Annotated in this window: 20 protein-coding genes; 17 read left to right on the forward strand and 3 right to left on the reverse strand. The window is 58.3% G+C overall.

The genetic code is table 11. The annotated features are described in order from the left end of the window. The first annotated feature begins 29 nt into the window (after nt 1–29). The 7 genes from V476_RS21145 (at nt 30) to V476_RS21175 (ending at nt 5,466) form a co-directional block, all read left to right on the forward strand. The gene (locus V476_RS21145) at nt 30–857 is read left to right on the forward strand and encodes a substrate-binding periplasmic protein (RefSeq protein WP_024960473.1); all 828 of its coding nucleotides are present in this window, start codon (nt 30–32) and stop codon (nt 855–857) included. Between the two features lie 10 nt (nt 858–867). Next, nucleotides 868–1,221 carry a DUF4398 domain-containing protein gene (locus V476_RS21150; protein ID WP_024960474.1) on the forward strand — a complete coding sequence of 118 codons (354 nt, stop codon included), beginning with the start codon at nt 868–870 and terminating at the stop codon, nt 1,219–1,221. Then, nucleotides 1,218–2,033 (forward strand): OmpA family protein, encoded by an 816-nt coding sequence (locus tag V476_RS21155; protein WP_003394544.1) that lies wholly within the window; start codon nt 1,218–1,220, stop codon nt 2,031–2,033. Before V476_RS21150 ends, V476_RS21155 begins: the two co-directional genes overlap by 4 nt. Nucleotides 2,034–2,250: 217 nt before the next feature. Beyond that, nucleotides 2,251–3,690: an aminotransferase-like domain-containing protein gene (locus V476_RS21160; protein ID WP_003423583.1), complete on the forward strand. Its 1,440-nt coding sequence runs from the start codon at nt 2,251–2,253 to the stop codon at nt 3,688–3,690. A gap of 114 nt (nt 3,691–3,804) precedes the next feature. Then, complete coding sequence (locus tag V476_RS21165) at nt 3,805–4,446, forward strand: translation initiation factor 2 (protein ID WP_074907932.1); 642 nt, start codon at nt 3,805–3,807, stop codon at nt 4,444–4,446. Between the two features lie 94 nt (nt 4,447–4,540). Further along, a complete protein-coding gene (locus tag V476_RS21170) occupies nt 4,541–4,798 on the forward strand; it encodes a YkgJ family cysteine cluster protein (RefSeq protein ID WP_024960475.1) in 258 nt (85 codons plus the stop codon). 56 nt (nt 4,799–4,854) lie between these two features. Then, complete coding sequence (locus V476_RS21175) at nt 4,855–5,466, forward strand: START domain-containing protein (RefSeq protein WP_024960476.1); 612 nt, start codon at nt 4,855–4,857, stop codon at nt 5,464–5,466. A 65-nt stretch (nt 5,467–5,531) separates the two neighbouring features. Here V476_RS21175 and gltA read toward each other — a convergent pair whose 3' ends face one another. Further along, a complete protein-coding gene (gltA, locus tag V476_RS21180; RefSeq protein ID WP_002552974.1) occupies nt 5,532–6,821 on the reverse strand; it encodes a citrate synthase in 1,290 nt (429 codons plus the stop codon). Between the two features lie 361 nt (nt 6,822–7,182). On the opposite strand from gltA, the gene sdhC reads away from it, so the two are divergent. The 9 genes from sdhC (at nt 7,183) to sucD (ending at nt 18,645) form a co-directional block, all read left to right on the forward strand. Then, a complete protein-coding gene (gene sdhC, locus V476_RS21185) occupies nt 7,183–7,557 on the forward strand; it encodes a succinate dehydrogenase, cytochrome b556 subunit (RefSeq protein WP_003423585.1) in 375 nt (124 codons plus the stop codon). Further along, complete coding sequence (sdhD, locus tag V476_RS21190) at nt 7,551–7,919, forward strand: succinate dehydrogenase, hydrophobic membrane anchor protein (protein WP_003316551.1); 369 nt, start codon at nt 7,551–7,553, stop codon at nt 7,917–7,919. The genes sdhC and sdhD overlap by 7 nt, the downstream gene beginning before the upstream one ends. 3 nt (nt 7,920–7,922) lie before the next feature. Then, nucleotides 7,923–9,695, forward strand: coding sequence for a succinate dehydrogenase flavoprotein subunit (sdhA, locus tag V476_RS21195; protein WP_003394562.1), 1,773 nt, complete (start codon nt 7,923–7,925; stop codon nt 9,693–9,695). A gap of 12 nt (nt 9,696–9,707) precedes the next feature. Then, nucleotides 9,708–10,412, forward strand: a complete 705-nt coding sequence (locus V476_RS21200) for a succinate dehydrogenase iron-sulfur subunit (RefSeq protein WP_003316554.1) — start codon at nt 9,708–9,710, stop codon at nt 10,410–10,412. Nucleotides 10,413–10,671: 259 nt separating this feature from the next. Further along, complete coding sequence (locus V476_RS21205; protein WP_003394564.1) at nt 10,672–13,503, forward strand: 2-oxoglutarate dehydrogenase E1 component; 2,832 nt, start codon at nt 10,672–10,674, stop codon at nt 13,501–13,503. Between the two features lie 41 nt (nt 13,504–13,544). After that, nucleotides 13,545–14,780 (forward strand): 2-oxoglutarate dehydrogenase complex dihydrolipoyllysine-residue succinyltransferase, encoded by a 1,236-nt coding sequence (odhB, locus tag V476_RS21210; RefSeq protein WP_024960477.1) that lies wholly within the window; start codon nt 13,545–13,547, stop codon nt 14,778–14,780. Between the two features lie 172 nt (nt 14,781–14,952). Further along, on the forward strand, nt 14,953–16,389 hold the full coding sequence (lpdA, locus tag V476_RS21215; RefSeq protein ID WP_003394569.1) for a dihydrolipoyl dehydrogenase: 1,437 nt from the start codon (nt 14,953–14,955) through the stop codon (nt 16,387–16,389). 208 nt (nt 16,390–16,597) lie between these two features. Beyond that, complete coding sequence (sucC, locus tag V476_RS21220; RefSeq protein WP_003316561.1) at nt 16,598–17,764, forward strand: ADP-forming succinate--CoA ligase subunit beta; 1,167 nt, start codon at nt 16,598–16,600, stop codon at nt 17,762–17,764. Next, nucleotides 17,764–18,645 carry a succinate--CoA ligase subunit alpha gene (gene sucD, locus V476_RS21225; RefSeq protein ID WP_003316562.1) on the forward strand — a complete coding sequence of 294 codons (882 nt, stop codon included), beginning with the start codon at nt 17,764–17,766 and terminating at the stop codon, nt 18,643–18,645. Before sucC ends, sucD begins: the two co-directional genes overlap by 1 nt. A gap of 99 nt (nt 18,646–18,744) precedes the next feature. On the opposite strand, the gene V476_RS21230 is transcribed toward sucD, so the two are convergent. Further along, the gene (locus V476_RS21230) at nt 18,745–19,320 is read right to left on the reverse strand and encodes a GNAT family N-acetyltransferase (RefSeq protein ID WP_024960478.1); all 576 of its coding nucleotides are present in this window, start codon (nt 19,318–19,320) and stop codon (nt 18,745–18,747) included. A gap of 301 nt (nt 19,321–19,621) precedes the next feature. Here V476_RS21230 and brnQ point away from each other — a divergent pair, with 301 nt between their 5' ends. Then, nucleotides 19,622–20,935, forward strand: a complete 1,314-nt coding sequence (gene brnQ / locus V476_RS21235; protein WP_024960479.1) for a branched-chain amino acid transport system II carrier protein — start codon at nt 19,622–19,624, stop codon at nt 20,933–20,935. 93 nt (nt 20,936–21,028) lie between these two features. Here brnQ and V476_RS21240 read toward each other — a convergent pair whose 3' ends face one another. After that, nucleotides 21,029–21,289, reverse strand: coding sequence for a lipoprotein (locus V476_RS21240; protein WP_003316565.1), 261 nt, complete (start codon nt 21,287–21,289; stop codon nt 21,029–21,031). Between the last annotated feature and the right edge of the window lie 281 nt (nt 21,290–21,570).

Here is a 21,570-nt window from a genome sequence, read left to right on the forward strand (position 1 = left end):
TTTTTTATTGGGTATCGAAAGGACTTCTCATGGTGCATTCCCGGCTGCTGTCTTCGCTTCTTTTCGGGCTGATCGCGCTGCCGTCGCTGGCCTTCGCCGCAGGCAAGTGCGAGCGGCTGATCGTGACTGGCAGCCCGGACGCGCCGCCTTATCTGTGGCGTGATCCCCAGGACCCGCGTCACCTGATGGGCGCCAATGCCGATCTGCTGACTCAGGCAGCAGGCGAACTGGGTATCAAGGTTGAGTTTCTGTATGGCGGCAAGCGCAGTCAGGCACTCGAAGAGGTGCGCACCGGACGCATGGACCTGCTGGCCGACGCGCCGTTGAATGCTGCACAACTCGAAGCGCTGGATTACATTTATCCGCCGATTGTGCAGAACGAGATCATGGTCTGGACGCGTCACGATCACAATGTGCCGTTCAATGCCGTCAGCGAGCTGCAGGGTCATCCCGGCGCCATGTCGGAAAAGACCCGCCTGACGCCTTCCTTTGATGCGCTGGCCAGAGAAAACCTGACCCTTGAGCGCCTGCCTGCACTCACGCCCGCGTTTCAGAAGCTGGCCCTGGGTGAGGTGGATTACGTGCTTGCCGGGCGTTATGCCGGTCTGGTCATGGTGCAGACGCTGGGTCTGTCCAAAGACCTTACAGCGCAGCCTCTACCGGTCGATACGCCGGGGTTTTATCTGGCCTTGTCGTTCAACTCGGCCTGCAATGAACCATGGTTGCGCGGACAGCTGGCGAAAAAGATGACAGAATCGGCCGCCTCTGGCCTTGCGGGGGATGTCATCAGGCACAACCTGGAGTTGTGGAAAGCCCAACTGCTGCAACCTGCCAGCGCCAGCGCACCCAACAAGTAGGGATGTTTTTGTGAGTATTCGTTTTTCAATTGCCGTCATGGCAATCGCCACGCTGGCCGGTTGCGCCAGTGATCCGGTACCAACCGAGCAGTTCAAACTGACCGAGCAGGCGCTGGAGCAGGCCAAGGCAGTAGGCGCCAGTGACGATCAGCCCGAGATGGAAGTCGCCCAGGCCGGATTTGCCGAAGCCCGAGCCTCCATGACAAGTCACGCCTACAAGGACGCGCGCATGAAAGCCGAACAGGCCGAGCTTGATGCGCGCCTGGCCGAAGCGCGAGTGCTGACCCTCAAGAGCCAGGAGCAGGTCAATCAGTTGAATACCCGCCTCAATCGCTTGCGCAAGCAGCTGGGGGAGGCGCAATGAACCGTATCCCTCGTGTCCTGAGTGTGTGTCTGTTGCTGGGGTCGGCTGGCCTTTACGGTTGTGCCGGTCACAAGGACAGCGGCCAGGCGTTGCAGCAGGCCAGTGCTGACTTCCAGAAGGTCAAGGAAGATACCGATGTGCTGCGCAGTGCGCCCAAAGATGTCATCCGCGCGGGTGAGTCGCTGGCCCGCGCCGAGCGTCTGTCCAGTTACCTGGGGAGCGGCGCCGATGTTGCTCACTACGCCTACCTCAGCAGCCGTTATAGCGAAATCGCGCGTGAGCACAGCAACCTGATGCTGAGTCAGGAGCGTCTGGCGAAAATGGACATGGAGCGTCAGCGTATGCAGCTGGCACTGCGTGAAGCCAAGCTGGCCAGCGCTCAGCAGCAGGGCCGTTGGCTGGAGGATCAGATCCTCAGCCTGGCCACCACCGAAACCGACCGCGGCCTGGTCATGACCCTGGGTGATGTGCTGTTCGACGCCGGACATGCCGAGCTGAAAAACTCCGCCAGCCGTACCATCCTCAAAGTTGTGCAGTTTCTGCAGATCAACCCGCGCCGAGTGGTCCGGATCGAAGGTTATACCGACAGTACGGGCGATCGTCAGGACAACCTGAAGCTCTCGAAAGACCGGGCACAGGCCGTCGCTGACGTGCTGATGGACCTGGGTGTCGATGAAAAGCGTATCCACGTCGAAGGCTATGGCCAGGAGTTTCCTGTGAATGCCAATACCTCCGAGCGGGGCCGTGCGCAAAACAGGCGTGTCGAGATCGTTTTCTCGGACGAGAAAGGTCAGTTGGGCGCAGCTCGCTGATAAAAAGCCGATAAAAAGCCCGACGCCGGAAACGGCCTCGGGCTTTTTTGTCTTTAATCACATTGACTATGGCGTTTCTGCCCGCGTTTATTTTCACTCAGCAATCATCAATGCTGGCCTGATTTCAAACTGTTCCCGTACACTTCCGATCTGTGCCGGTTATTACGCATCTGTATTTTCAAAAATAATAAATCACCGGTCTTTTTGAGGCTGTGTCATGACCAATCTCTTGCTCTACCAGCGTATCGCTCAGCAGTTGGCCGAAGACATCCGTCGTGGTGTGTATCAGCCCGGCGAGCGGGTGCCGTCCGTCCGCAAAATGAGTTCGCAGCTCAACGTCAGCCATGCCACTGTATTGCAGGCTTACGCGAATCTTGAAGATCAGGGGCTCATCCGCGCGCGTCCTCAGTCCGGCTACTACGTCCATCAAACCCCCGCGCTGACAGCTTCGACCCCGGATATCGCGCGGGTCGAGCGGCCCGGCCTGGTCACACGCAGCAGCATTATCCAGCAGGTACTCGAAGAGTCCCGCCGCGAAGGTGTGTTCGCCCTTGGAGCTGCCGTGCCTCATGTGGATTACCTGCCGGTGCGCGCATTGCATCAGCAGTTGGCCAAGGTCACGCGCTTTCACAGCCCGCGGGCCTTCAGTTACATGTTCAGCCCTGGCTTCGAACCCTTGCGCAGGCAGGTCGCCATCCGCATGCGTGACGCCGGCGTGGTGGTCGACCCGTCAGAGGTGGTGATCACTCACGGCTGCGTGGATGCGCTGCAGATGGCCCTGCGGGTGTTGACGCGGCCCGGCGATCTGATTGCCGCCGAATCGCCAGCCTATTACGGGTTGCTGCAACTTGCCGACCTGCTGGGTTTGAAAGTCATCGAAATCCCCAGTGATCCGGCCACCGGCATCAGCCTTGAAGCCTTGCAGCTGGCGGCCAATCAATGGTCCATCAAGGCACTGGTACTGACCTCGCGGCTGAGCAATCCACTGGGCGGCACCATGCCTGAGGAGCGGCAGAAAAACCTGCTGCGTCTGACCTCGGATTTCGATATCCAGGTGGTTGAAGACGACGTCTACGGCGAGTTGATGTTCGAAGTAGGGCGGACCAAGGCGCTCAAGGCGTTCGACCGGCTGGGGAGGGTGATTTACTGCTCAAGCTTCTCCAAGACCTTGTCACCGGGTGTGCGCATCGGCTGGATGATAGCCGGCAAATACCAGGCGGAAATTCAGCGCCTGCAGACCTTCAGTACTCACTCGGCGTGCAGCGTGACGCAAATGGCCGTCGCGGCTTACCTCGAAAACGGCGGCTACGATCGGCACCTGCGCTTCATTCGTCTCGAATACCGCAAGAACCTCAGTGCGTATCAGCTGGCGGTGCAGCAGTTCTTTCCCGAAGGTACGCAGATGAGTCGTCCCGCAGGGGGCTTTATCCTCTGGGTCAGTCTGCCGGGCAGGGTCAATACCCAGGAATTGCATGTGCGTGCGCTCGAGCAGGGCATCAGCATCGCGCCCGGGCTGATTTTCAGTAATACCGAGCAGTTCAACCACTGTATTCGTTTGAATTGCGGCATGAAATGGAACAAGGAAGCCGAGCGCGCATTGATGACACTGGGGATTCTGTCCAAGCAGTTGTGTCAGGAGGCTGTTCAGGCTTATTGATTGGCAAAGATATTTGTCAATTCTTCGGAACTCTTGTCTTGTCAGGTTGGCCTCAAAAGGACAGCATGTGTTTCTTTCCGGCTTTTTGCCACTGTCTTGCCTGACTTTTTGCCTATGAATGTTTTTCGCTGTCTCGGATTGCTTGTCGTCGTACTTCTGAGTGGTTGTGACGCTCCGGATACCTCTGTGCCCAAACCCAAGACCGAGGCGGTCATCACCGCGCCGGTATCGCCCGAGGTGCATCTGAAGACTGAGGCACCTGCGCAGGCAGCCGCCACCGATGCCAAGCAAATCAAGGCGCCGGACACCATGCATCAGCTGATGCCGGGCGTGCCAGTCGTGCCTGTGGTGGTCGGAAAGGAAAAATCAGAACCTGCAGCACCTCAGAGCGTCAAATCGGCGACTTCCGAAAAAGCCTCTTCCAGGGTTGCGGCAGCCAAGGCACCTGCGAGCAAGCGCAAGAACGCCAAGGATGCCAAGACCGCCAGCGTCAAGGATGTGCGAATCAAAGCACCCAAGCTGGACCTGAGCCTGCCTCCCGAGCTGGTCAAGGAGCTCGACCCGCCTGCCAAGGTGATTACCAACAAGCGCAAGCCGATATTGCCGCAGATGTTCAGCGACAAGGGCGACTCTGCGAACCCCGGGCCGTTCGAGCTCGAGGGGCGATTGCTGACCAACGAAATGCAATTGCAGATGCGCAATGACAACCGTCGCGATGTAGAGGGCGCTGCGCTGGACTTCAAATTCAAGCAGTAAGTCCTGCCTGTCGTCCGATACGGCGTTTTCAAACAGACGTTTTGACGGTTAATATCCTTCCTCTTTTTTAATTTTCACAAAAGGGTGTCTGGTCATGGACTGCCGTTCCGGTTGTGGCGCGTGCTGCATAGCGCCTTCCATCACGTCTCCCATACCCGGTATGCCTGACGGAAAGCCTGCTGGCGAGCGCTGTCTGCATCTGTCGGTCGAGTTTTTGTGCGCCTTGTTCGGCAGGGCTGAGCGGCCCGCGGTGTGCGGTCAGTTCAAGGCGGCAGATGATGTCTGCGGTGCCGACCAGGCGGATGCCATTCGCCTGATCGGTTGGTGGGAAAAAGCCACTGCGGTGGCCTGAAACAGTGTTCTCGAGCACAAATGCTTCTTCGGAACTTCAAAACAAGGAATAGAACAATGGGTCCGCTGTATCGCATGGCTGTTGCTTGTGGCTTCACTGTAATGCTTGCCGGAACGGCGCAAGCTGAAGAGTGGAAAGAGGTCAAGAATCAGGATGGCATCAAGGTCTCGTTGAGCGACGTGCCTGGTTCCGATTACAAGGCGTATCAGGGTATTGCGCTGATCAACGCCAGCGTGAGCAAGTTGCGTGCCCTTCAGGAGGATGTCGCAGGGGCCTGCGCCTGGATTCATGAGTGCAAGTTGCAGAAAGTGCTCAAGCACGAAGGCAACAAGACCTGGACCTACAGCCAGTTCAATACGCCCTGGCCGGTGACGCCTCGCGATTCCGTGTTGTTGATCACCACTCAGGAAGGTGCTGACGGGAGTGTTACCCGTAACCTCGAAGAGCAGCCTTCGTATATCCCCGAGGAGAAGGGCTATGTGCGGGTGACCGAGGTCAAAGGCTTCTGGAAAATGGTGCCGAAGGGGCCGAACCAGACTGAAGTGACCTATCAGGTTCACACCGAGCCGGGTGGCAGTGTGCCGTCGATGCTGGCCAACAAGTTCGTTGTCGATGCACCGTACAACACCTTGAAAGCGCTCAGGGAGCGTGCCGCGCAAACCAAATGATCCGCACTGGATAGCGCGCACAAAAAAGGGCTGCCAATGGCAGCCCTTTTTTTTGCGCGTGGCGCTTACTTGCGGTCTTGCAGGGCGACGATGTCGCGTTGCACGTTGCCGGTGTACAGCTGACGAGGGCGACCGATCTTGTAAGGGCTGGAGAGCATTTCCTTCCAGTGCGAGATCCAGCCGACAGTCCGCGCCAGGGCGAAGATTACGGTGAACATGCTGGTCGGAATGCCAATGGCCTTGAGGATGATGCCCGAATAGAAGTCGACGTTCGGGTACAGCGAACGCTCGATGAAGTATGGGTCGGTCAGGGCGATCTCTTCGAGGCGCATGGCCAGTTCGAGTTGAGGATCGTTGGTGATGCCCAGCTCTTTCAGTACTTCGTCGCAGGTCTGCTTCATTACGGTCGCGCGCGGGTCACGGTTCTTGTACACGCGGTGGCCGAAGCCCATGAGCTTGAACGGATCGTTCTTGTCCTTGGCCTTGGCAATGAACTTGTCGATGTTCGACACATCGCCGATTTCATCGAGCATGGTCAGTACCGCTTCGTTGGCGCCGCCGTGGGCAGGGCCCCAGAGCGCTGCGATACCGGCTGCGATGCAGGCGAACGGGTTGGCGCCCGAAGAGCCTGCCATGCGCACGGTGGAGGTCGAAGCGTTCTGCTCGTGATCGGCGTGGAGGATGAAGATCTTGTCCATCGCCTTGGCCAGCACCGGGCTGATCGGTTTGATCTCGCACGGGGTGTTGAACATCATGTGCAGAAAGTTTTCCGCGTAGCTTAAGTCGTTGCGCGGGTACATCATGGGCTGACCCATGGAGTACTTGTAGACCATCGCTGCCAGGGTCGGCATTTTGGCGACCAGGCGGACCGCAGAAATCTCGCGGTGCTGCGGGTTATTGATGTCCAGTGAGTCGTGGTAGAACGCTGACAGGGCGCCGACTACGCCACACATGACGGCCATCGGGTGGGCGTCGCGGCGGAAACCGTTGAAAAAGGTCTTGAGCTGTTCGTGAACCATCGTGTGGTTCTTGACCACGGCCACGAACTGGGCTTTCTGCTCGGCGGTGGGCAGTTCACCGTTGAGCAGCAGGTAGCAGGTTTCGAGATAGTCGGACTGCTCGGCCAGTTGTTCGATCGGGTAGCCGCGGTGTAGCAGAATGCCATTATCACCATCGATGTAGGTGATCTTCGAATCGCAAGAGGCCGTGGACATGAAACCAGGGTCAAATGTGAAGCGGCCGGTGGCGGTCAGGCCGCGTACGTCGATCACGTCCGGACCCACTGTACCGGTCAGAATTGGCAGCTCGACGGGGGCAGCGCCCTCGATGATCAACTGCGCTTTTTTGTCAGCCATGTGGCCTCCTATTTATGCTTCAAATCATCAGACAGGCCCCCCACGCAGGGCCCGCATCACTATAGTGAGATAAATTCTAAAGTCAATTTGCCTAAAGTCGTGTTCCGCAAGGGCTCGGCCGTGGATTTTGCAGACGGTTTACTGCCGTTTACGCCTTTTGTCACAGCAACGCAATCCGCTATTGGCGGTAAGTCTGCGCGTTGTCATTAGTAACCTAACTGTCTATACTCGGCGTCCGACCGCCAGAGGCTTTTGGCCTGTTTCAAGGGGGTCGTCACTTCCTGGGTGGTGGGTACCTGACCAGTGCACTTCCCAACAACTTGCCCTGATTGTTAGGGGCTCTTCAGTGTGAAAAAAAGCCGTGAATAGCCAACGACCTGTAAATCTAGACCTAAGGACCATCAAGCTCCCAGTCACCGCTTACACGTCCATCCTTCACCGCATCTCCGGTGTCATCCTCTTTGTCGGTATTGCAATCATGCTGTATGCAATGGACAAGTCGCTGGCCTCCGAAGAGGGATTTGGTGAAGTCAAGGCGTATATGACCAGTCCGCTGGCCAAGCTGATCATCTGGGGACTTCTGTCTGCCCTGCTGTACCACCTGGTGGCCGGTATTCGTCACCTCATCATGGACTCGGGGGTAGGCGAGACGCTTGAAGGCGGCAAGCTGGGCTCCAAAATCGTTATCGCGGTCTCCGTGATTCTGATTCTTCTGGCGGGAGTATGGATATGGTAACCAACGTCACCAACCTGTCGCGTTCGGGCCTCTATGACTGGATGGCTCAGCGTGTTTCCGCAGTCGTGCTCGCGGCTTATTTCATTTTCCTGATCGGTTACATGGTCTTTCACCCGGGTCTGAGCTACGCCCAATGGCATGGTCTGTTCGCTCACAACGGAATGCGTATCTTCAGTCTTCTGGCTCTCGTTGCCCTTGGCGCTCACGCCTGGGTCGGCATGTGGACCATCGCGACCGACTACCTGACGCCGATGGCGCTGGGCAAGTCCGCAACTGCAGTACGTTTCCTGTTCCAGGCGGTATGTGGCGTTCTGATGTTCGCCTACTTCGTCTGGGGCGTGCAGATTCTTTGGGGTATCTGATCCATGGCTAACATTAATGCGCTTTCTTTCGACGCCATCATCATTGGTGGTGGCGGTGCCGGCATGCGCGCTGCGCTGCAGCTCGCCCAGGGCGGTCACAAGACTGCCGTGGTCACCAAGGTCTTCCCGACCCGCTCGCACACCGTATCCGCCCAGGGTGGCATCACCTGTGCAATCGCTTCCGCCGATCCAAACGATGACTGGCGCTGGCACATGTACGATACCGTCAAGGGCTCCGACTACATCGGTGACCAGGACGCTATCGAATACATGTGTTCCGTAGGTCCGGAAGCGGTCTTCGAGCTCGAGCACATGGGCCTGCCGTTCTCCCGTACCGAGCAGGGCCGTATCTATCAGCGTCCGTTCGGTGGCCAGTCCAAGGACTTCGGCAAGGGCGGGCAGGCTGCCCGTACCTGCGCTGCCGCCGACCGTACCGGTCACGCGCTGCTGCACACCCTGTATCAGGCCAACCTGAAGGCCGGCACTGTATTCCTAAACGAATACTATGCAGTTGATCTGGTGAAGAACAATGATGGCGCCTTTGTCGGCATCATCGCGATCTGCATCGAGACAGGCGAAACCTCGTACATCCGCGCCAATGCAACCGTGCTGGCGACTGGCGGTGCAGGCCGTATCTACTCGTCGACCACCAATGCCCTGATCAATACCGGTGACGGTATCGGCATGGCGCTGCGTGCCGGTGTACCGGTTCAGGACATCGAAATGTGGCAGTTTCACCCGACCGGTATTGCCGGCGCAGGTGTACTGGTCACCGAAGGTTGCCGCGGTGAAGGCGGTTACCTGATCAACAAGCACGGCGAGCGTTTCATGGAGCGTTATGCTCCTAACGCCAAGGACCTTGCCGGTCGTGACGTTGTGGCACGTTCCATGGTCAAGGAAATCATTGCCGGTAACGGCTGTGGTCCCGATGGCGATCACGTGATGCTCAAGCTCGATCACCTTGGTGAGGAAGTGCTGCACAGCCGTCTGCCAGGCATCATGGAGCTGTCCAAGACCTTCGCTCACGTCGATCCTGCAACCGCGCCGATTCCTGTCGTACCGACCTGCCACTACATGATGGGCGGCGTTGCCACCAACATTCACGGCCAGGCGATCACTCAGGATGCGGCGGGCGTCGACCAGATCATTCCAGGTCTGTTCGCGGTAGGTGAAGTGGCTTGCGTATCGGTTCACGGCGCCAACCGTCTGGGCGGCAACTCGCTGCTCGATCTGGTGGTGTTCGGCCGCGCTGCGGGTATCCACCTCGAGCAAGCTCTGCGTGAAGGCGTCGATTATGCGCGCGCTTCCGAGTCCGACATCGATGCTGCCCTTGCACGCCTTGCCGGCCTGAACGAGCGCACCACCGGTGAAGACGTTGCAACCCTGCGTAAAGAACTGCAGAGCTGCATGCAGAACTACTTCGGTGTATTCCGTACCGGCGAATACATGCAGAAGGGTATCGCCCAGCTGGCTGATCTGCGTGTACGTATCGCCAACGTCAAGATCAACGACAAGAGCCAGGCGTTCAACACCGCCCGTATCGAAGCGCTTGAACTGCAAAACCTGCTGGAAGTTGCCGAAGCCACGGCGATTGCTGCAGAGCATCGTAAAGAGTCCCGCGGCGCTCACGCTCGTGAAGACTTTGAAGATCGCGATGACGAGAACTGGTTGTGCCACACCCTGTATTTCCCGGGTGACAAGAGTGTGACCAAGCGTGCCGTGAACTTCTCGCCGAAGACTGTCCCGACTTTTGAACCGAAAATTCGGACTTATTAAGGGGTGACCGATATGTTGCAAGTCAGTGTTTATCGTTACAACCCTGATCAGGACGCTGCACCATTCATGCAGGAGTTTCAGGTCGATACCGGTGGCAAGGACCTGATGGTGCTGGACGTGCTCGCCCTGGTCAAAGAGCAGGATGAAGGCTTTTCGTACCGTCGCTCGTGCCGTGAAGGCGTGTGCGGTTCCGACGGCATGAACATCAACGGCAAGAATGGCCTGGCCTGCATCACGCCGTTGTCGGCTGTCGTTGCCAAGAACAAGCTGATCGTACGTCCGCTGCCTGGTTTGCCGGTTATCCGTGACCTGGTCGTCGATATGAGCATCTTCTACAAGCAGTACGAGAAGGTGAAGCCATTCTTGCAGAACGATACGCCGGCTCCGGCCATCGAACGTCTGCAAACGCCGGAAGAGCGCGAAAAGCTCGATGGTCTGTACGAGTGCATCCTGTGCGCTTGCTGCTCGACTTCCTGCCCGTCCTTCTGGTGGAACCCCGACAAGTTCCTGGGTCCTGCTGCACTGCTGCAAGCCTACCGTTTCCTGGCTGACAGCCGTGATACTCGCACCAGTGAGCGTCTGGCTTCGCTTGATGATCCGTTCAGCGTATTCCGCTGCCGCGGCATCATGAACTGCGTCAACGTCTGTCCGAAGGGTCTTAACCCGACCAAGGCTATCGGTCACGTACGCAACATGTTGTTGCAGAACGGCGTCTGATTCATCGCTTTATCTGTTACACCGTTACACTGAAGTGGCTACGGCGCAGGCTTCAACCGGCGCCGTAGTTTTAACCTGAGCAGCAGCTCGCAAAGCTGCGGCTCTTATTTTGAAGAAATGAGACCAGCAGGGGCATCCGGGCTGGTACCCGGACTATCTGCGTGATCCCTGGTGACTTGATACAGTCGCTGCACACGACTATTTCAGGATTGCTCTGGTGTCTTCGCCGGTGGTGTCCCCTTACCGAGGGTGACCAAGCATGCAAGAAAGCGTGATGCAGCGCATGTGGAACAGTGCCCACCTATCCGGTGGTAACGCTGCCTATGTGGAAGAGCTCTATGAGCTTTACCTGCACGACCCTAACGCTGTGCCAGAAGAATGGCGCACCTACTTTCAGAAGTTGCCAGCAGACGGCAGCTCTGCCACTGATGTATCGCACTCGACCATTCGCGATCATTTCGTGTTGCTGGCCAAAAACCAGCGCCGCGCTCAACCGGTGTCCGCCGGCAGTGTGAGCAGCGAACACGAGAAGAAGCAGGTTGAAGTGCTGCGACTGATCCAGGCATATCGGATGCGTGGCCACCAGGCTGCCCAACTCGATCCGCTGGGCCTGTGGCAGCGCCCTGCGCCTGCGGATCTGTCGATCAATCATTACGGCTTGACCAATGCCGATCTCGATACGACCTTCCGTGCCGGCGACCTGTTCATCGGCAAAGAGGAAGCGAGCCTACGCGAAATTCATGAAGCGTTGCAGCAGACATATTGTCGCACCATCGGCTCCGAGTTCACTCACATCGTGGATTCCGAGCAGCGCAACTGGTTCATGCAGCGTCTCGAGAGTGTCCGTGGCCGTCCGGTGTTCTCGGCTGACATTCAGAGCCATCTGCTTGAGCGTGTAACCGCAGCCGAAGGCCTCGAAAAATACCTGGGCACCAAATACCCGGGCACCAAGCGTTTCGGTCTGGAAGGCGGCGAAAGCCTGATTCCGATGCTCGACGAGTTGATTCAGCGTTCCGGGTCTTATGGCACCAAGGAAGTCGTGATCGGCATGGCCCACCGTGGCCGCCTCAACGTGCTGGTGAACACCTTCGGCAAGAACCCTCGCGACCTGTTCGACGAGTTCGAAGGCAAGAAGAAAGTGGAACTGGGCTCCGGTGACGTCAAATACCACCAAGGCTTCTCTTCCAATGTCATGACCGCAGGCGGTGAGGTTCACCTCGCCATGGCCTTCAACCCGTCTCACCTGGAGATCGTGTCTCCAGTGGTCGAGGGTTCTGTGCGTGCGCGTCAGGATCGTCGCAACGATCCGAACGGCGACAAGGTTCTGCCGATTTCCCTCCACGGCGACGCGGCATTTGCCGGCCAGGGCGTGGTCATGGAAACCTTCCAGATGTCGCAGACTCGCGGCTTCAAGACGGGCGGCACGATCCACATCGTCATCAACAACCAGGTGGGCTTCACCATCAGCAACCCGCTGGACTCGCGTTCTACCGAGTACGCCACCGACGTTGCCAAGATGATCCAGGCACCGATCCTCCATGTGAATGGGGATGATCCTGAAGCCGTGATGTTCGTGACCCAGCTGGCCATCGATTACCGCATGCAGTTCAAGCGTGACATCGTGATCGACCTGGTCTGCTACCGTCGCCGTGGTCACAACGAAGCTGACGAGCCTAGCGGCACCCAGCCTTTGATGTACCAGCAGATTACCAAGCAGCGCACCACCCGCGAGCTGTATGCCGAGCATCTGATCAAGACCGGCGTTCTCGACGATGCCCGCGTTCAGGCCAAGGTCGACGACTACCGCAGCGCGCTGGACAATGGTCTGCACGTAGTGAAAAGCCTGGTCAAGGAGCCGAACAAGGAATTGTTCGTCGACTGGCGTCCATATCTGGGTCATGCCTGGACTGCGCGTCACGATACAAGCTTCGATCTCAAGACCCTGCAGGAACTGTCCGCCAAGCTCATGGAGCTGCCGGAAGGTTTCGTCGTGCAGCGTCAGGTTCAGAAAATCTACGAAGACCGCCAGAAGATGCAGGCCGGTGGCTTGCCGATCAACTGGGGTTACGCCGAAACCATGGCGTACGCCACACTGGCCTTCGAAGGTCACCCGATCCGCATGACGGGGCAGGACATCGGTCGCGGTACGTTCTCGCACCGTCACGCCGTGCTGCACAACCAGAAAGACGCCGGGACCTATATCCCGTTGCAGAATCTGTACTCCGGTCAGCCACGTTTCGACCTGTACGACTCGTTCCTTTCGGAAGAGGCTGTACTGGCATTCGAATACGGCTATTCGACCACCCAGCCTGATGCGCTGGTTATCTGGGAAGCCCAGTTCGGCGACTTCGCCAACGGTGCCCAGGTGGTTGTCGACCAGTTCATCACCAGCGGCGAGCACAAGTGGGGCCGTCTGTGCGGTCTGACCATGCTGTTGCCTCATGGCTACGAAGGGCAGGGGCCAGAGCACTCGTCGGCACGTCTGGAGCGTTACCTGCAATTGTGCGCCGAGCACAACATTCAGGTGTGCGTACCGACGACTCCGGCGCAGATCTATCACTTGTTGCGTCGTCAGGTCATCCGTCCGCTGCGCAAGCCGCTGATCGTGCTGACACCGAAGTCGCTGCTGCGTCACAAGCTGGCTGTTTCGACCCTGGAAGATCTGGCCGAAGGCTCGTTCCAGACCGTCATTCCGGAAATCGATACCCTCGATCCGGCCAAGGTCACGCGTCTGGTGCTGTGCAGCGGCAAGGTTTACTACGACCTGCTGGAAAAACGCCGTGCCGAAGGGCGTGAAGACATCGCCATCGTTCGCCTCGAGCAGCTGTATCCGTTCCCTGAAGATGATTTGATGGAAACCATCGCGCCTTACACCAACCTGCAGCATGTGGTCTGGTGTCAGGAAGAACCGATGAACCAGGGTGCCTGGTACAGCAGTCAACACCACCTGCGTCGCAGCATGGGCAACCACAAACGTGAACTCGTTCTCGAGTACGCCGGTCGTGATGCTTCTGCCGCTCCGGCTTGTGGTTACGCGTCGATGCACGCCGAGCAGCAGGAAAAACTGCTGCAAGATGCCTTCACTGTTTAACGCCTTCGAGCATTAGAAACCGAATTAAGGAATTACAGATAATGGCTATCGAGATTAAAGCCCCCTCTTTCCCGGAATCCGTTGCCGACGGCACCATTTCCAAGTGGTACAAAAAAGAGGGTGATGCGGTAAAGCGTGACGAAATGCTGGTCGATATCGAGACTGACAAGGTTGTCCTCGAAGTGCTGGCCGAAGCTGACGGCGTGATGGGCGCGATCACCAAGGAAGAGGGCGCCATCGTCCTGTCCAACGAAGTGCTCGGGACATTGAATGACGGTGCTACAGCATCTGCTGCTCCGGCACCTGCTGCTGCGCCTGCCTCGGCGTCTGCTTCGGCACCCGCCGCTGCACCAGCTGCATCTGCTGGCGAAGAAGACCCGATTGCTGCGCCTGCTGCGCGTCAACTGGCTGAAGAAAACGGCATCAACCTGGCCAGCCTCAAGGGCACCGGTAAAGACGGCCGTATCACCAAGGAAGACGTGGTTGCTGCCGTTGAAGCGAAGAAATCCGCTCCGGCCGCTGCACCTGCTGCCAAGCCTGCCGCCGCCGCTGCTCCTGTCGTCGCCGCTGGCGATCGCACCGAGAAGCGTGTGCCGATGACCCGCGTGCGCGCAACCGTTGCCAAGCGTCTGGTCGAAGCTCAGTCGAACATGGCGATGCTGACCACGTTCAACGAAGTCGACATGACCGAAGTCATGGCGCTGCGTTCGAAGTACAAGGACCTGTTCGAGAAGTCGCACAACGGCGTACGTCTGGGCTTCATGTCGTTCTTCGTCAAGGCTGCCACCGAGGCGCTGAAACGCTTCCCGGCTGTCAACGCGTCGATCGATGGTTCCGATATCGTTTACCACGGCTATGCCGACGTCGGTGTCGCGGTTTCCAGCGATCGCGGTCTGGTCGTACCGGTTCTGCGTAACGCAGAGCACATGAGCCTGGCTGAAATCGAAGGCGGCATCGCCACCTTCGGCAAGAAAGCCCGCGACGGTAAGCTGTCCATCGACGAGATGACCGGCGGTACGTTCACCATCACCAATGGTGGTACTTTCGGTTCGATGATGTCGACGCCGATCGTCAACCCGCCACAGGCTGCAATTCTGGGCATGCACAACATTCTGCAGCGTCCGATGGCGGTCAATGGTCAGGTTGTGATTCGCCCGATGATGTATCTGGCGTTGTCATACGATCACCGTTTGATCGACGGCAAGGAAGCGGTAACCTTCCTCGTGACCATCAAGAACCTGCTGGAAGATCCGGCTCGTCTGCTGCTGGATATCTGATGGAGTAGCCTCGAGCTGCAAGCCTCAAGCTTCAAGTCAGAAGCGAAAGGCGAACAGTCGGGGCTGATGTGTTTCACCTAATTCAATAGGTCGCAAGTCGGCCTCGCGATGAAACGCGGACTGACTTGCAGCTTGCAGCTAAAAGCTCGCAGCTAAAGAGGAACTCTTTGTTATGTCCCAGAAATTCGACGTGGTAGTGATTGGCGCAGGCCCTGGCGGTTATGTTGCCGCCATCAAGGCTGCGCAACTTGGTCTCAAGACTGCCTGCATCGAGAAGTATCAGGACAAGGAGGGCAAACTGGCCCTCGGCGGTACCTGCCTGAACGTAGGTTGCATTCCTTCCAAGGCACTGCTCGACAGCTCCTGGAAATTCTATGAAGCCAAGAACGGCTTCAGCGTACATGGCATCTCGACATCTGAACTGAACATCGATATCCCAGCGATGATTGGCCGCAAGTCGACGATCGTCAAAGGCCTGACCGGCGGCGTCGCCAGCCTGTTCAAAGCCAACGGCGTGACCACGTTGCAGGGTCACGGCAAACTGCTGGCCGGCAAAAAGGTTGAACTGACCGCAGCCGACGGCACTGTCGAAATCATCGAAGCGGACCATGTGATCCTGGCATCGGGCTCGCGTCCTATCGACATTCCGCCAGCGCCTGTTGACCAGAAAGTCATCGTCGATTCGACCGGTGCTCTTGAATTCCAGCAGGTTCCACAACGTCTGGGCGTCATCGGCGCTGGCGTGATCGGTCTGGAACTGGGTTCCGTGTGGGCTCGCCTGGGTGCTCAGGTCACCGTTCTGGAAGCGCTGGAGAAGTTCATCCCGGCAGCCGACGAAGCGGTCTCCAAGGAAGCGCTGAAAACCTTCAACAAGCAAGGCCTGGACATCAAACTGGGCGCTCGCGTGACCGGTTCCAAGGTCGAAGGCGAACAGGTTGTGGTCAGCTACACCGACGCTGCCGGCGAACAGTCGATCACCTTCGACCGTCTGATCGTTGCCGTGGGCCGTCGCCCTGTGACCACTGACCTGCTGGCTTCGGACAGCGGTGTGGATCTGGATGAGCGCGGTTTCATCTACGTTGATGACTACTGCACCACCAGCGTACCGGGCGTATACGCCATCGGTGACGTGGTTCGCGGTCTGATGCTGGCGCACAAGGCCTCCGAAGAGGGCATCATGGTTGTCGAGCGCATCAAGGGCCACAAGGCCCAGATGAACTACAACCTGATCCCGTCGGTTATCTACACCCACCCGGAAATCGCCTGGGTCGGCAAGACCGAGCAGACGCTCAAGGCCGAAGGCGTTGAAGTCAATGTCGGTACGTTCCCGTTCGCAGCCAGTGGCCGTGCCATGGCAGCCAACGACACCGGCGGTTTCGTCAAGATCATTGCCGACGCCAAGACCGATCGCGTACTGGGTGTTCACGTTATCGGCCCGAGCGCCGCAGAACTGGTACAGCAGGGCGCAATCGCGATGGAATTCGGCAGTAGCGCAGAGGACATCGGCATGATGGTCTTCTCGCACCCGACCCTGTCCGAAGCGCTGCATGAAGCTGCACTGGCTGTGAATGGCGGCGCCATCCATATCCAGAATCGCAAAAAACGCTAAGACAACAAGAGAAACCACGGCGCAGTGCCCGTCGTTGGCCTTGCAAGCAAGGCTAACCGCGGAATCTGCGCCGGACTCGACCTCTCAGGCGGCTTCATGAGTGTCCCACGGCACTTGCGGAGTCCACCCGGAGTAGCGGTCACAGGTGGTGCGGCACGCTGACGTGCAGCACCGAATGCGCAGTACCTAAACGAAGACGGTAATAAGCATGAATCTTCACGAGTATCAGGGTAAGCAGCTGTTCGCTGAGTACGGCCTGCCAGTATCCAAGGGTTACGCGGTAGACACCCCGGAAGCAGCAGCAGAAGCCTGCGACAAGATCGGCGGGACCGAGTGGGTCGTCAAAGCCCAGGTTCACGCAGGTGGTCGCGGTAAGGCGGGCGGCGTAAAGCTGGTTCGCAGCAAGGAAGACGCTGCAGCGTTCGCTCAACAGTGGTTGGGCAAGCGTCTGGTGACTTACCAGACTGACGCCAACGGTCAGCCAGTGACCAAGATCCTGGTCGAGTCCTGCACCGACATCGCCAAAGAGTTGTATCTGGGCGCTGTGGTCGATCGTTCCAGCCGTCGTATCGTGTTCATGGCTTCCACCGAAGGTGGCGTGGACATCGAGAAGATCGCTCACGACACTCCTGAAAAGATTCTCAAGGCCACCATCGATCCACTGGTCGGCGCTCAGCCGTTCCAGGGTCGCGATCTAGCATTCCAGCTGGGTCTGGAAGGCAAGCAGGTCACTCAGTTCGCCAAGATCTTCACCGGTCTGGCCAAGCTGTTCCAGGACCATGACCTGGCACTGCTGGAAGTGAACCCGCTGGTGATCAAGGCTGACGGCGATCTGCACTGCCTGGACGCCAAAATCAACATCGACGCCAACGCCATGTACCGTCAGCCAAAGCTGAAGGGCTTCCACGATCCTTCGCAGGACGATCCTCGCGAAGCTCACGCCGCCAAGTTCGAACTGAACTACGTTGCGCTGGAAGGCAACATCGGCTGCATGGTCAACGGTGCCGGTCTGGCCATGGGTACCATGGACATCGTCAACCTGCATGGCGGCAAGCCTGCAAACTTCCTTGACGTTGGCGGCGGTGCCACCAAGGAACGCGTTACCGAAGCGTTCAAGATCATCCTGTCCGACGCCAACGTCGCTGCAGTACTGGTCAACATCTTCGGCGGCATCGTTCGTTGCGACATGATTGCCGAAGGCATCATCGGTGCAGTGAAAGAAGTCGGCGTTAAAATCCCGGTTGTTGTTCGCCTTGAAGGCAACAACGCTGAGCTGGGCGCTAAAGTACTGGCAGAAAGCGGTTTGAACATCATCGCTGCTACCAGCCTGACCGACGCTGCTCAACAAGTTGTCAAAGCCGCGGAGGGCAAGTAATGAGCGTCCTGATCAATAAAGACACCAAGGTTATCTGCCAGGGTTTCACTGGTTCGCAAGGTACCTTCCACTCCGAGCAAGCCATTGCCTACGGCACCAAGATGGTTGGCGGCGTGACACCAGGCAAGGGTGGCACCACGCACCTGAACCTGCCCGTGTTCAACACTGTGAAAGAAGCGGTAGACACCACTGGCGCAACCGCCAGCGTCATCTACGTTCCGGCTCCTTTCTGCAAGGATTCCATCCTTGAAGCAGCGTTCGGCGGCATCAAGCTGATCGTGTGCATCACCGAAGGCATCCCGACCATCGACATGCTGGAAGCCAAGGTCAAGTGCGACGAGCTGGGTGTGGTCCTGATCGGTCCTAACTGCCCAGGCGTCATCACTCCGGGCGAGTGCAAGATCGGCATCATGCCAGGTCACATTCACTTGCCAGGCAAGGTAGGCATCGTGTCGCGTTCCGGCACCCTGACTTACGAAGCTGTGAAGCAGACCACTGACGCCGGTTTCGGTCAGTCCACCTGTGTTGGTATCGGCGGTGACCCGATCCCGGGCTCGAACTTCATCGACATCCTGAAGCTGTTCCAGGAAGACCCGAAGACCGAAGCGATCGTCATGATCGGTGAGATCGGCGGTTCGGCTGAAGAAGAAGCGGCTGCCTACATCAAGGCACACGTGACCAAGCCGGTTGTTTCCTACATCGCTGGTGTGACTGCTCCTCCGGGCAAGCGCATGGGCCATGCCGGTGCAATCATCTCGGGTGGTAAAGGTACTGCAGACGAGAAATTCGCTGCACTGCAGGACGCTGGCGTGAAAACCGTGCGCTCCCTGGCAGATATCGGCAAGGCCCTGGCCGAGCTGACCGGTTGGCCGACCAAGTAAGCCTCGCTTGCTTTTCGGGTAATCGACAAAAGCCACCTTCGGGTGGCTTTTGTTTGGGCGTCTGAAAAAGGCCGCGGGGCGTCCTGGTCCTGTGTTCTCCTATCGATTGTTGTTCATCTGCCATTCCTGGCGGGTCAATTCCCATATCTGCTCCTGGGTGGTCCCGCAAACAAACTGCGCTTCCTGGACGGTCACAAGACGCATGCCTTCACGCCGCGACAGGCGGCACGACGCTTCATTCAAGGCCGATTTGGCTACACGCAAAACAGGACGTTTCAAGGTTTCAAACCAGAAACGGTCGATGGCCACGCAGACCTCCGACATCAGGCCCAGCCCTTGATAGGGTGGGGAGAGCCAGAATCCGCGATTGTTGTCTGGCTCATCCATCATGCACGCGGCCCCGATCAGATGATCCTGTTCGCCGCAAAGACGAATCGACCAGTGCCACTCTTCGCCGTCCTGCATGGCTGGCATTGCGTCCTCGCGGATATAACGCAGCGCTTCTCCGTCAGGGTAGGGCCAGGGCACATGGTGGGTCAGATAACGCACCACTTCCCACTGGTTGAACAGGTGTTGCATCGCTGCGGCGTCTGCAACCTGCAAGGGCCGCAGGACCAGGCGTGGCGTATACAGGGTCGGCGTGAGTATCGCGCTCAGATGGGTGATGTCAGGCATGGAAATAAGCTGCCGGGTATAGAGAGGAGGGCCAATCTATCCGCTAGGAAACGCCTGGTCTGTCAGGCATTTCTGGTTTTACAGCGGCTTTTGCAACTGCCAGTTCAGGGTGCGTCGTCGGGTGGCTCGCCCTGAGACAGTGCATTTTCGAGCGAAGTTGGCTACCCTGTCCGCCGTTTTTGCGTTGCCCTCACGAGGGGCGTTTCGCAAGGTACTGCCACGTCTTACGCCGACGGGCTGCGTCTGCCCCATTCATGGGTGACGTCCCATCCCTTATTTCGATTCCGTGTGGTCCCTCGTAATGAAAGTGTTGAAAGGCCAGGACATCCTGGCACTCGGTTTTATGACATTTGCCCTGTTCGTCGGGGCTGGCAACATCATCTTCCCCCCCATAGTGGGTCTGCAGGCCGGGCCGCATGTCTGGATGGCGGCGCTGGGCTTTCTGGTCACCGCAGTTGGCTTGCCGGTCATTACCGTGATTGCTCTGGCCAGGGTCGGGGGCGCGATGGATGCCCTGAGCAGTCCGATTGGCAAGATCGCCGGCGGGGCGCTCGCTGCCGTCTGCTATCTGGCGGTCGGTCCATTGTTCGCCACGCCACGTACCGCCACGGTCTCGTTCGAAGTCGGACTGGCGCCTCTGACCGGCGACACGCCGATGGCGTTGTTCCTCTACAGCCTGGTGTACTTTCTGGTGGTGTTCTGGGTGTCGCTGTACCCGGGGCGCCTGCTCGATACAGTGGGACGCTTTCTGGCACCACTGAAGATCATCGCGCTGGCGGTACTGGGCATCGCGGCATTCGCCTTGCCGGCAGGCGGAATAGGGGAGGCAGAGCCGGCGTACGCCGTAGCGCCGTTTTCCCAGGGCTTCATCAATGGTTACCTGACCATGGACACACTGGGGGCGCTGGTCTTCGGTATCGTCATCGTCAACGCGATCCGCTCTCGCGGTGTCGAATCGCCCCGTCTGATCACGCGCTACGCGATCATTGCCGGGCTGATCGCCGGGGTCGGGTTGGCGCTGGTGTATGTCAGTCTGTTTCGCCTAGGTTCCGGCAGCCACGCCGTGGCCGCAGGTGCCAGTAATGGCGCAGCGGTTCTGCATGCCTACGTACAGCACACCTTCGGTTCGCTGGGCAGCGGTTTTCTTGCCGTACTGATTTCCCTGGCGTGTCTGGTCACTGCAGTAGGCCTGACCTGTGCCTGCGCCGAATACTTTGCCAAGGTGCTGCCGCTGTCCTACAGAACGCTGGTGATTATCCTCGCCGTGTTCTCGCTGCTGGTGTCCAATCTCGGGTTGACTAAACTGATCCAGTTTTCGATTCCGGTGCTCACGGCGATTTATCCGCCGTGCATTGTTCTGGTCGCGCTGAGCTTCTGCAAGGGGCTCTGGCAGCGCCAGGGACGCGTAGTGGCGCCCGTGATGCTGGTTTCGCTGGTGTTTGGTCTGATCGATGCGCTGAAGGGCGCCGGTTTCGCCGACGCGTTGCCCGCTGTTCTGAGCCATCTGCCGCTGGGTGATCAGGGGCTTGCGTGGCTGGTGCCTGCGGTTGTCACGCTGGCAGTAGCAGTGGTGGTCGACAGGGTCATGGGCAAGCGCAGCGAGGCGCTGGCTTGAAGGCCCGGCTTTAGACGATTGCGCAGGAAAAATCGTGTTGCATGAAAAGGCCCGCTATAAGCGGGCCTTTTTAGTTCTGCGAGCGTGTCAGCCTTACTTGGTGGCTGGTGCTGCTTCTGGCGCCTTGTCGGCGTTTTCATTGGTGCGCTGCTGAGCGGCTTCAGCGTTCTTCTGAGCGGCTTCCTGGCTTTCCTTGGCCGCGTCATTCACTTTTTCCTGAGCCTTTTCCATCGACTCCTGGGACTGCTGAGCTGCCTTGTTGGCATCTTGCTGAGTGTTTTCGGACTTTTTGTCACAGGCGGCAAGGCCCAGGGTGGCAGAAAGCATCAAGGCATAGGCTAAAGATTTACGCATGGGGTGTTTCTCCTTATTAAGTATTCACGAGCCTAAGAGCCTGCCCCCGAGGGTTAAGTTCCACCCGTGACGACAATAATGGAGGGCGCCGTTTCACGGTCGTTACAGGCTGATGAAAGCGCGCCGATCATCAGCCGCTCCGGCGAGCGCCGAGCAGGCGGGTTCGCCTCGTGCCCGGCGCACGAAACACGCTCCAGGCATCATTGGCTCTTGAAATCCCCGACCCAGCCCCCACCTTGATGACTACCCGCTGTCACACAGGCTGCTGCCTGACCGTGACG

Origin of the sequence: Pseudomonas syringae KCTC 12500, assembly GCF_000507185.2 — a bacterium.
GTDB classification, from domain to species: Bacteria; Pseudomonadota; Gammaproteobacteria; order Pseudomonadales; family Pseudomonadaceae; genus Aquipseudomonas; species Aquipseudomonas syringae.

Coding starts and splice junctions, on each gene's coding strand:
- V476_RS21145 (WP_024960473.1), top strand. CDS start 30: ATGGTGCATTCCCGGCTGCTGTCTTCGCTTCTTTTCGGGCTGATCGCG.
- V476_RS21155 (WP_003394544.1), top strand. CDS start 1,218: ATGAACCGTATCCCTCGTGTCCTGAGTGTGTGTCTGTTGCTGGGGTCG.
- V476_RS21160 (WP_003423583.1), top strand. CDS start 2,251: ATGACCAATCTCTTGCTCTACCAGCGTATCGCTCAGCAGTTGGCCGAA.
- V476_RS21165 (WP_074907932.1), top strand. CDS start 3,805: ATGAATGTTTTTCGCTGTCTCGGATTGCTTGTCGTCGTACTTCTGAGT.
- V476_RS21170 (WP_024960475.1), top strand. CDS start 4,541: ATGGACTGCCGTTCCGGTTGTGGCGCGTGCTGCATAGCGCCTTCCATC.
- V476_RS21175 (WP_024960476.1), top strand. CDS start 4,855: ATGGGTCCGCTGTATCGCATGGCTGTTGCTTGTGGCTTCACTGTAATG.
- gltA (WP_002552974.1), bottom strand. CDS start 6,821: ATGGCTGACAAAAAAGCGCAGTTGATCATCGAGGGCGCTGCCCCCGTC.
- sdhD (WP_003316551.1), top strand. CDS start 7,551: ATGGTAACCAACGTCACCAACCTGTCGCGTTCGGGCCTCTATGACTGG.
- sdhA (WP_003394562.1), top strand. CDS start 7,923: ATGGCTAACATTAATGCGCTTTCTTTCGACGCCATCATCATTGGTGGT.
- V476_RS21200 (WP_003316554.1), top strand. CDS start 9,708: ATGTTGCAAGTCAGTGTTTATCGTTACAACCCTGATCAGGACGCTGCA.
- V476_RS21205 (WP_003394564.1), top strand. CDS start 10,672: ATGCAAGAAAGCGTGATGCAGCGCATGTGGAACAGTGCCCACCTATCC.
- odhB (WP_024960477.1), top strand. CDS start 13,545: ATGGCTATCGAGATTAAAGCCCCCTCTTTCCCGGAATCCGTTGCCGAC.
- lpdA (WP_003394569.1), top strand. CDS start 14,953: ATGTCCCAGAAATTCGACGTGGTAGTGATTGGCGCAGGCCCTGGCGGT.
- sucC (WP_003316561.1), top strand. CDS start 16,598: ATGAATCTTCACGAGTATCAGGGTAAGCAGCTGTTCGCTGAGTACGGC.
- sucD (WP_003316562.1), top strand. CDS start 17,764: ATGAGCGTCCTGATCAATAAAGACACCAAGGTTATCTGCCAGGGTTTC.
- V476_RS21230 (WP_024960478.1), bottom strand. CDS start 19,320: ATGCCTGACATCACCCATCTGAGCGCGATACTCACGCCGACCCTGTAT.
- brnQ (WP_024960479.1), top strand. CDS start 19,622: ATGAAAGTGTTGAAAGGCCAGGACATCCTGGCACTCGGTTTTATGACA.
- V476_RS21240 (WP_003316565.1), bottom strand. CDS start 21,289: ATGCGTAAATCTTTAGCCTATGCCTTGATGCTTTCTGCCACCCTGGGC.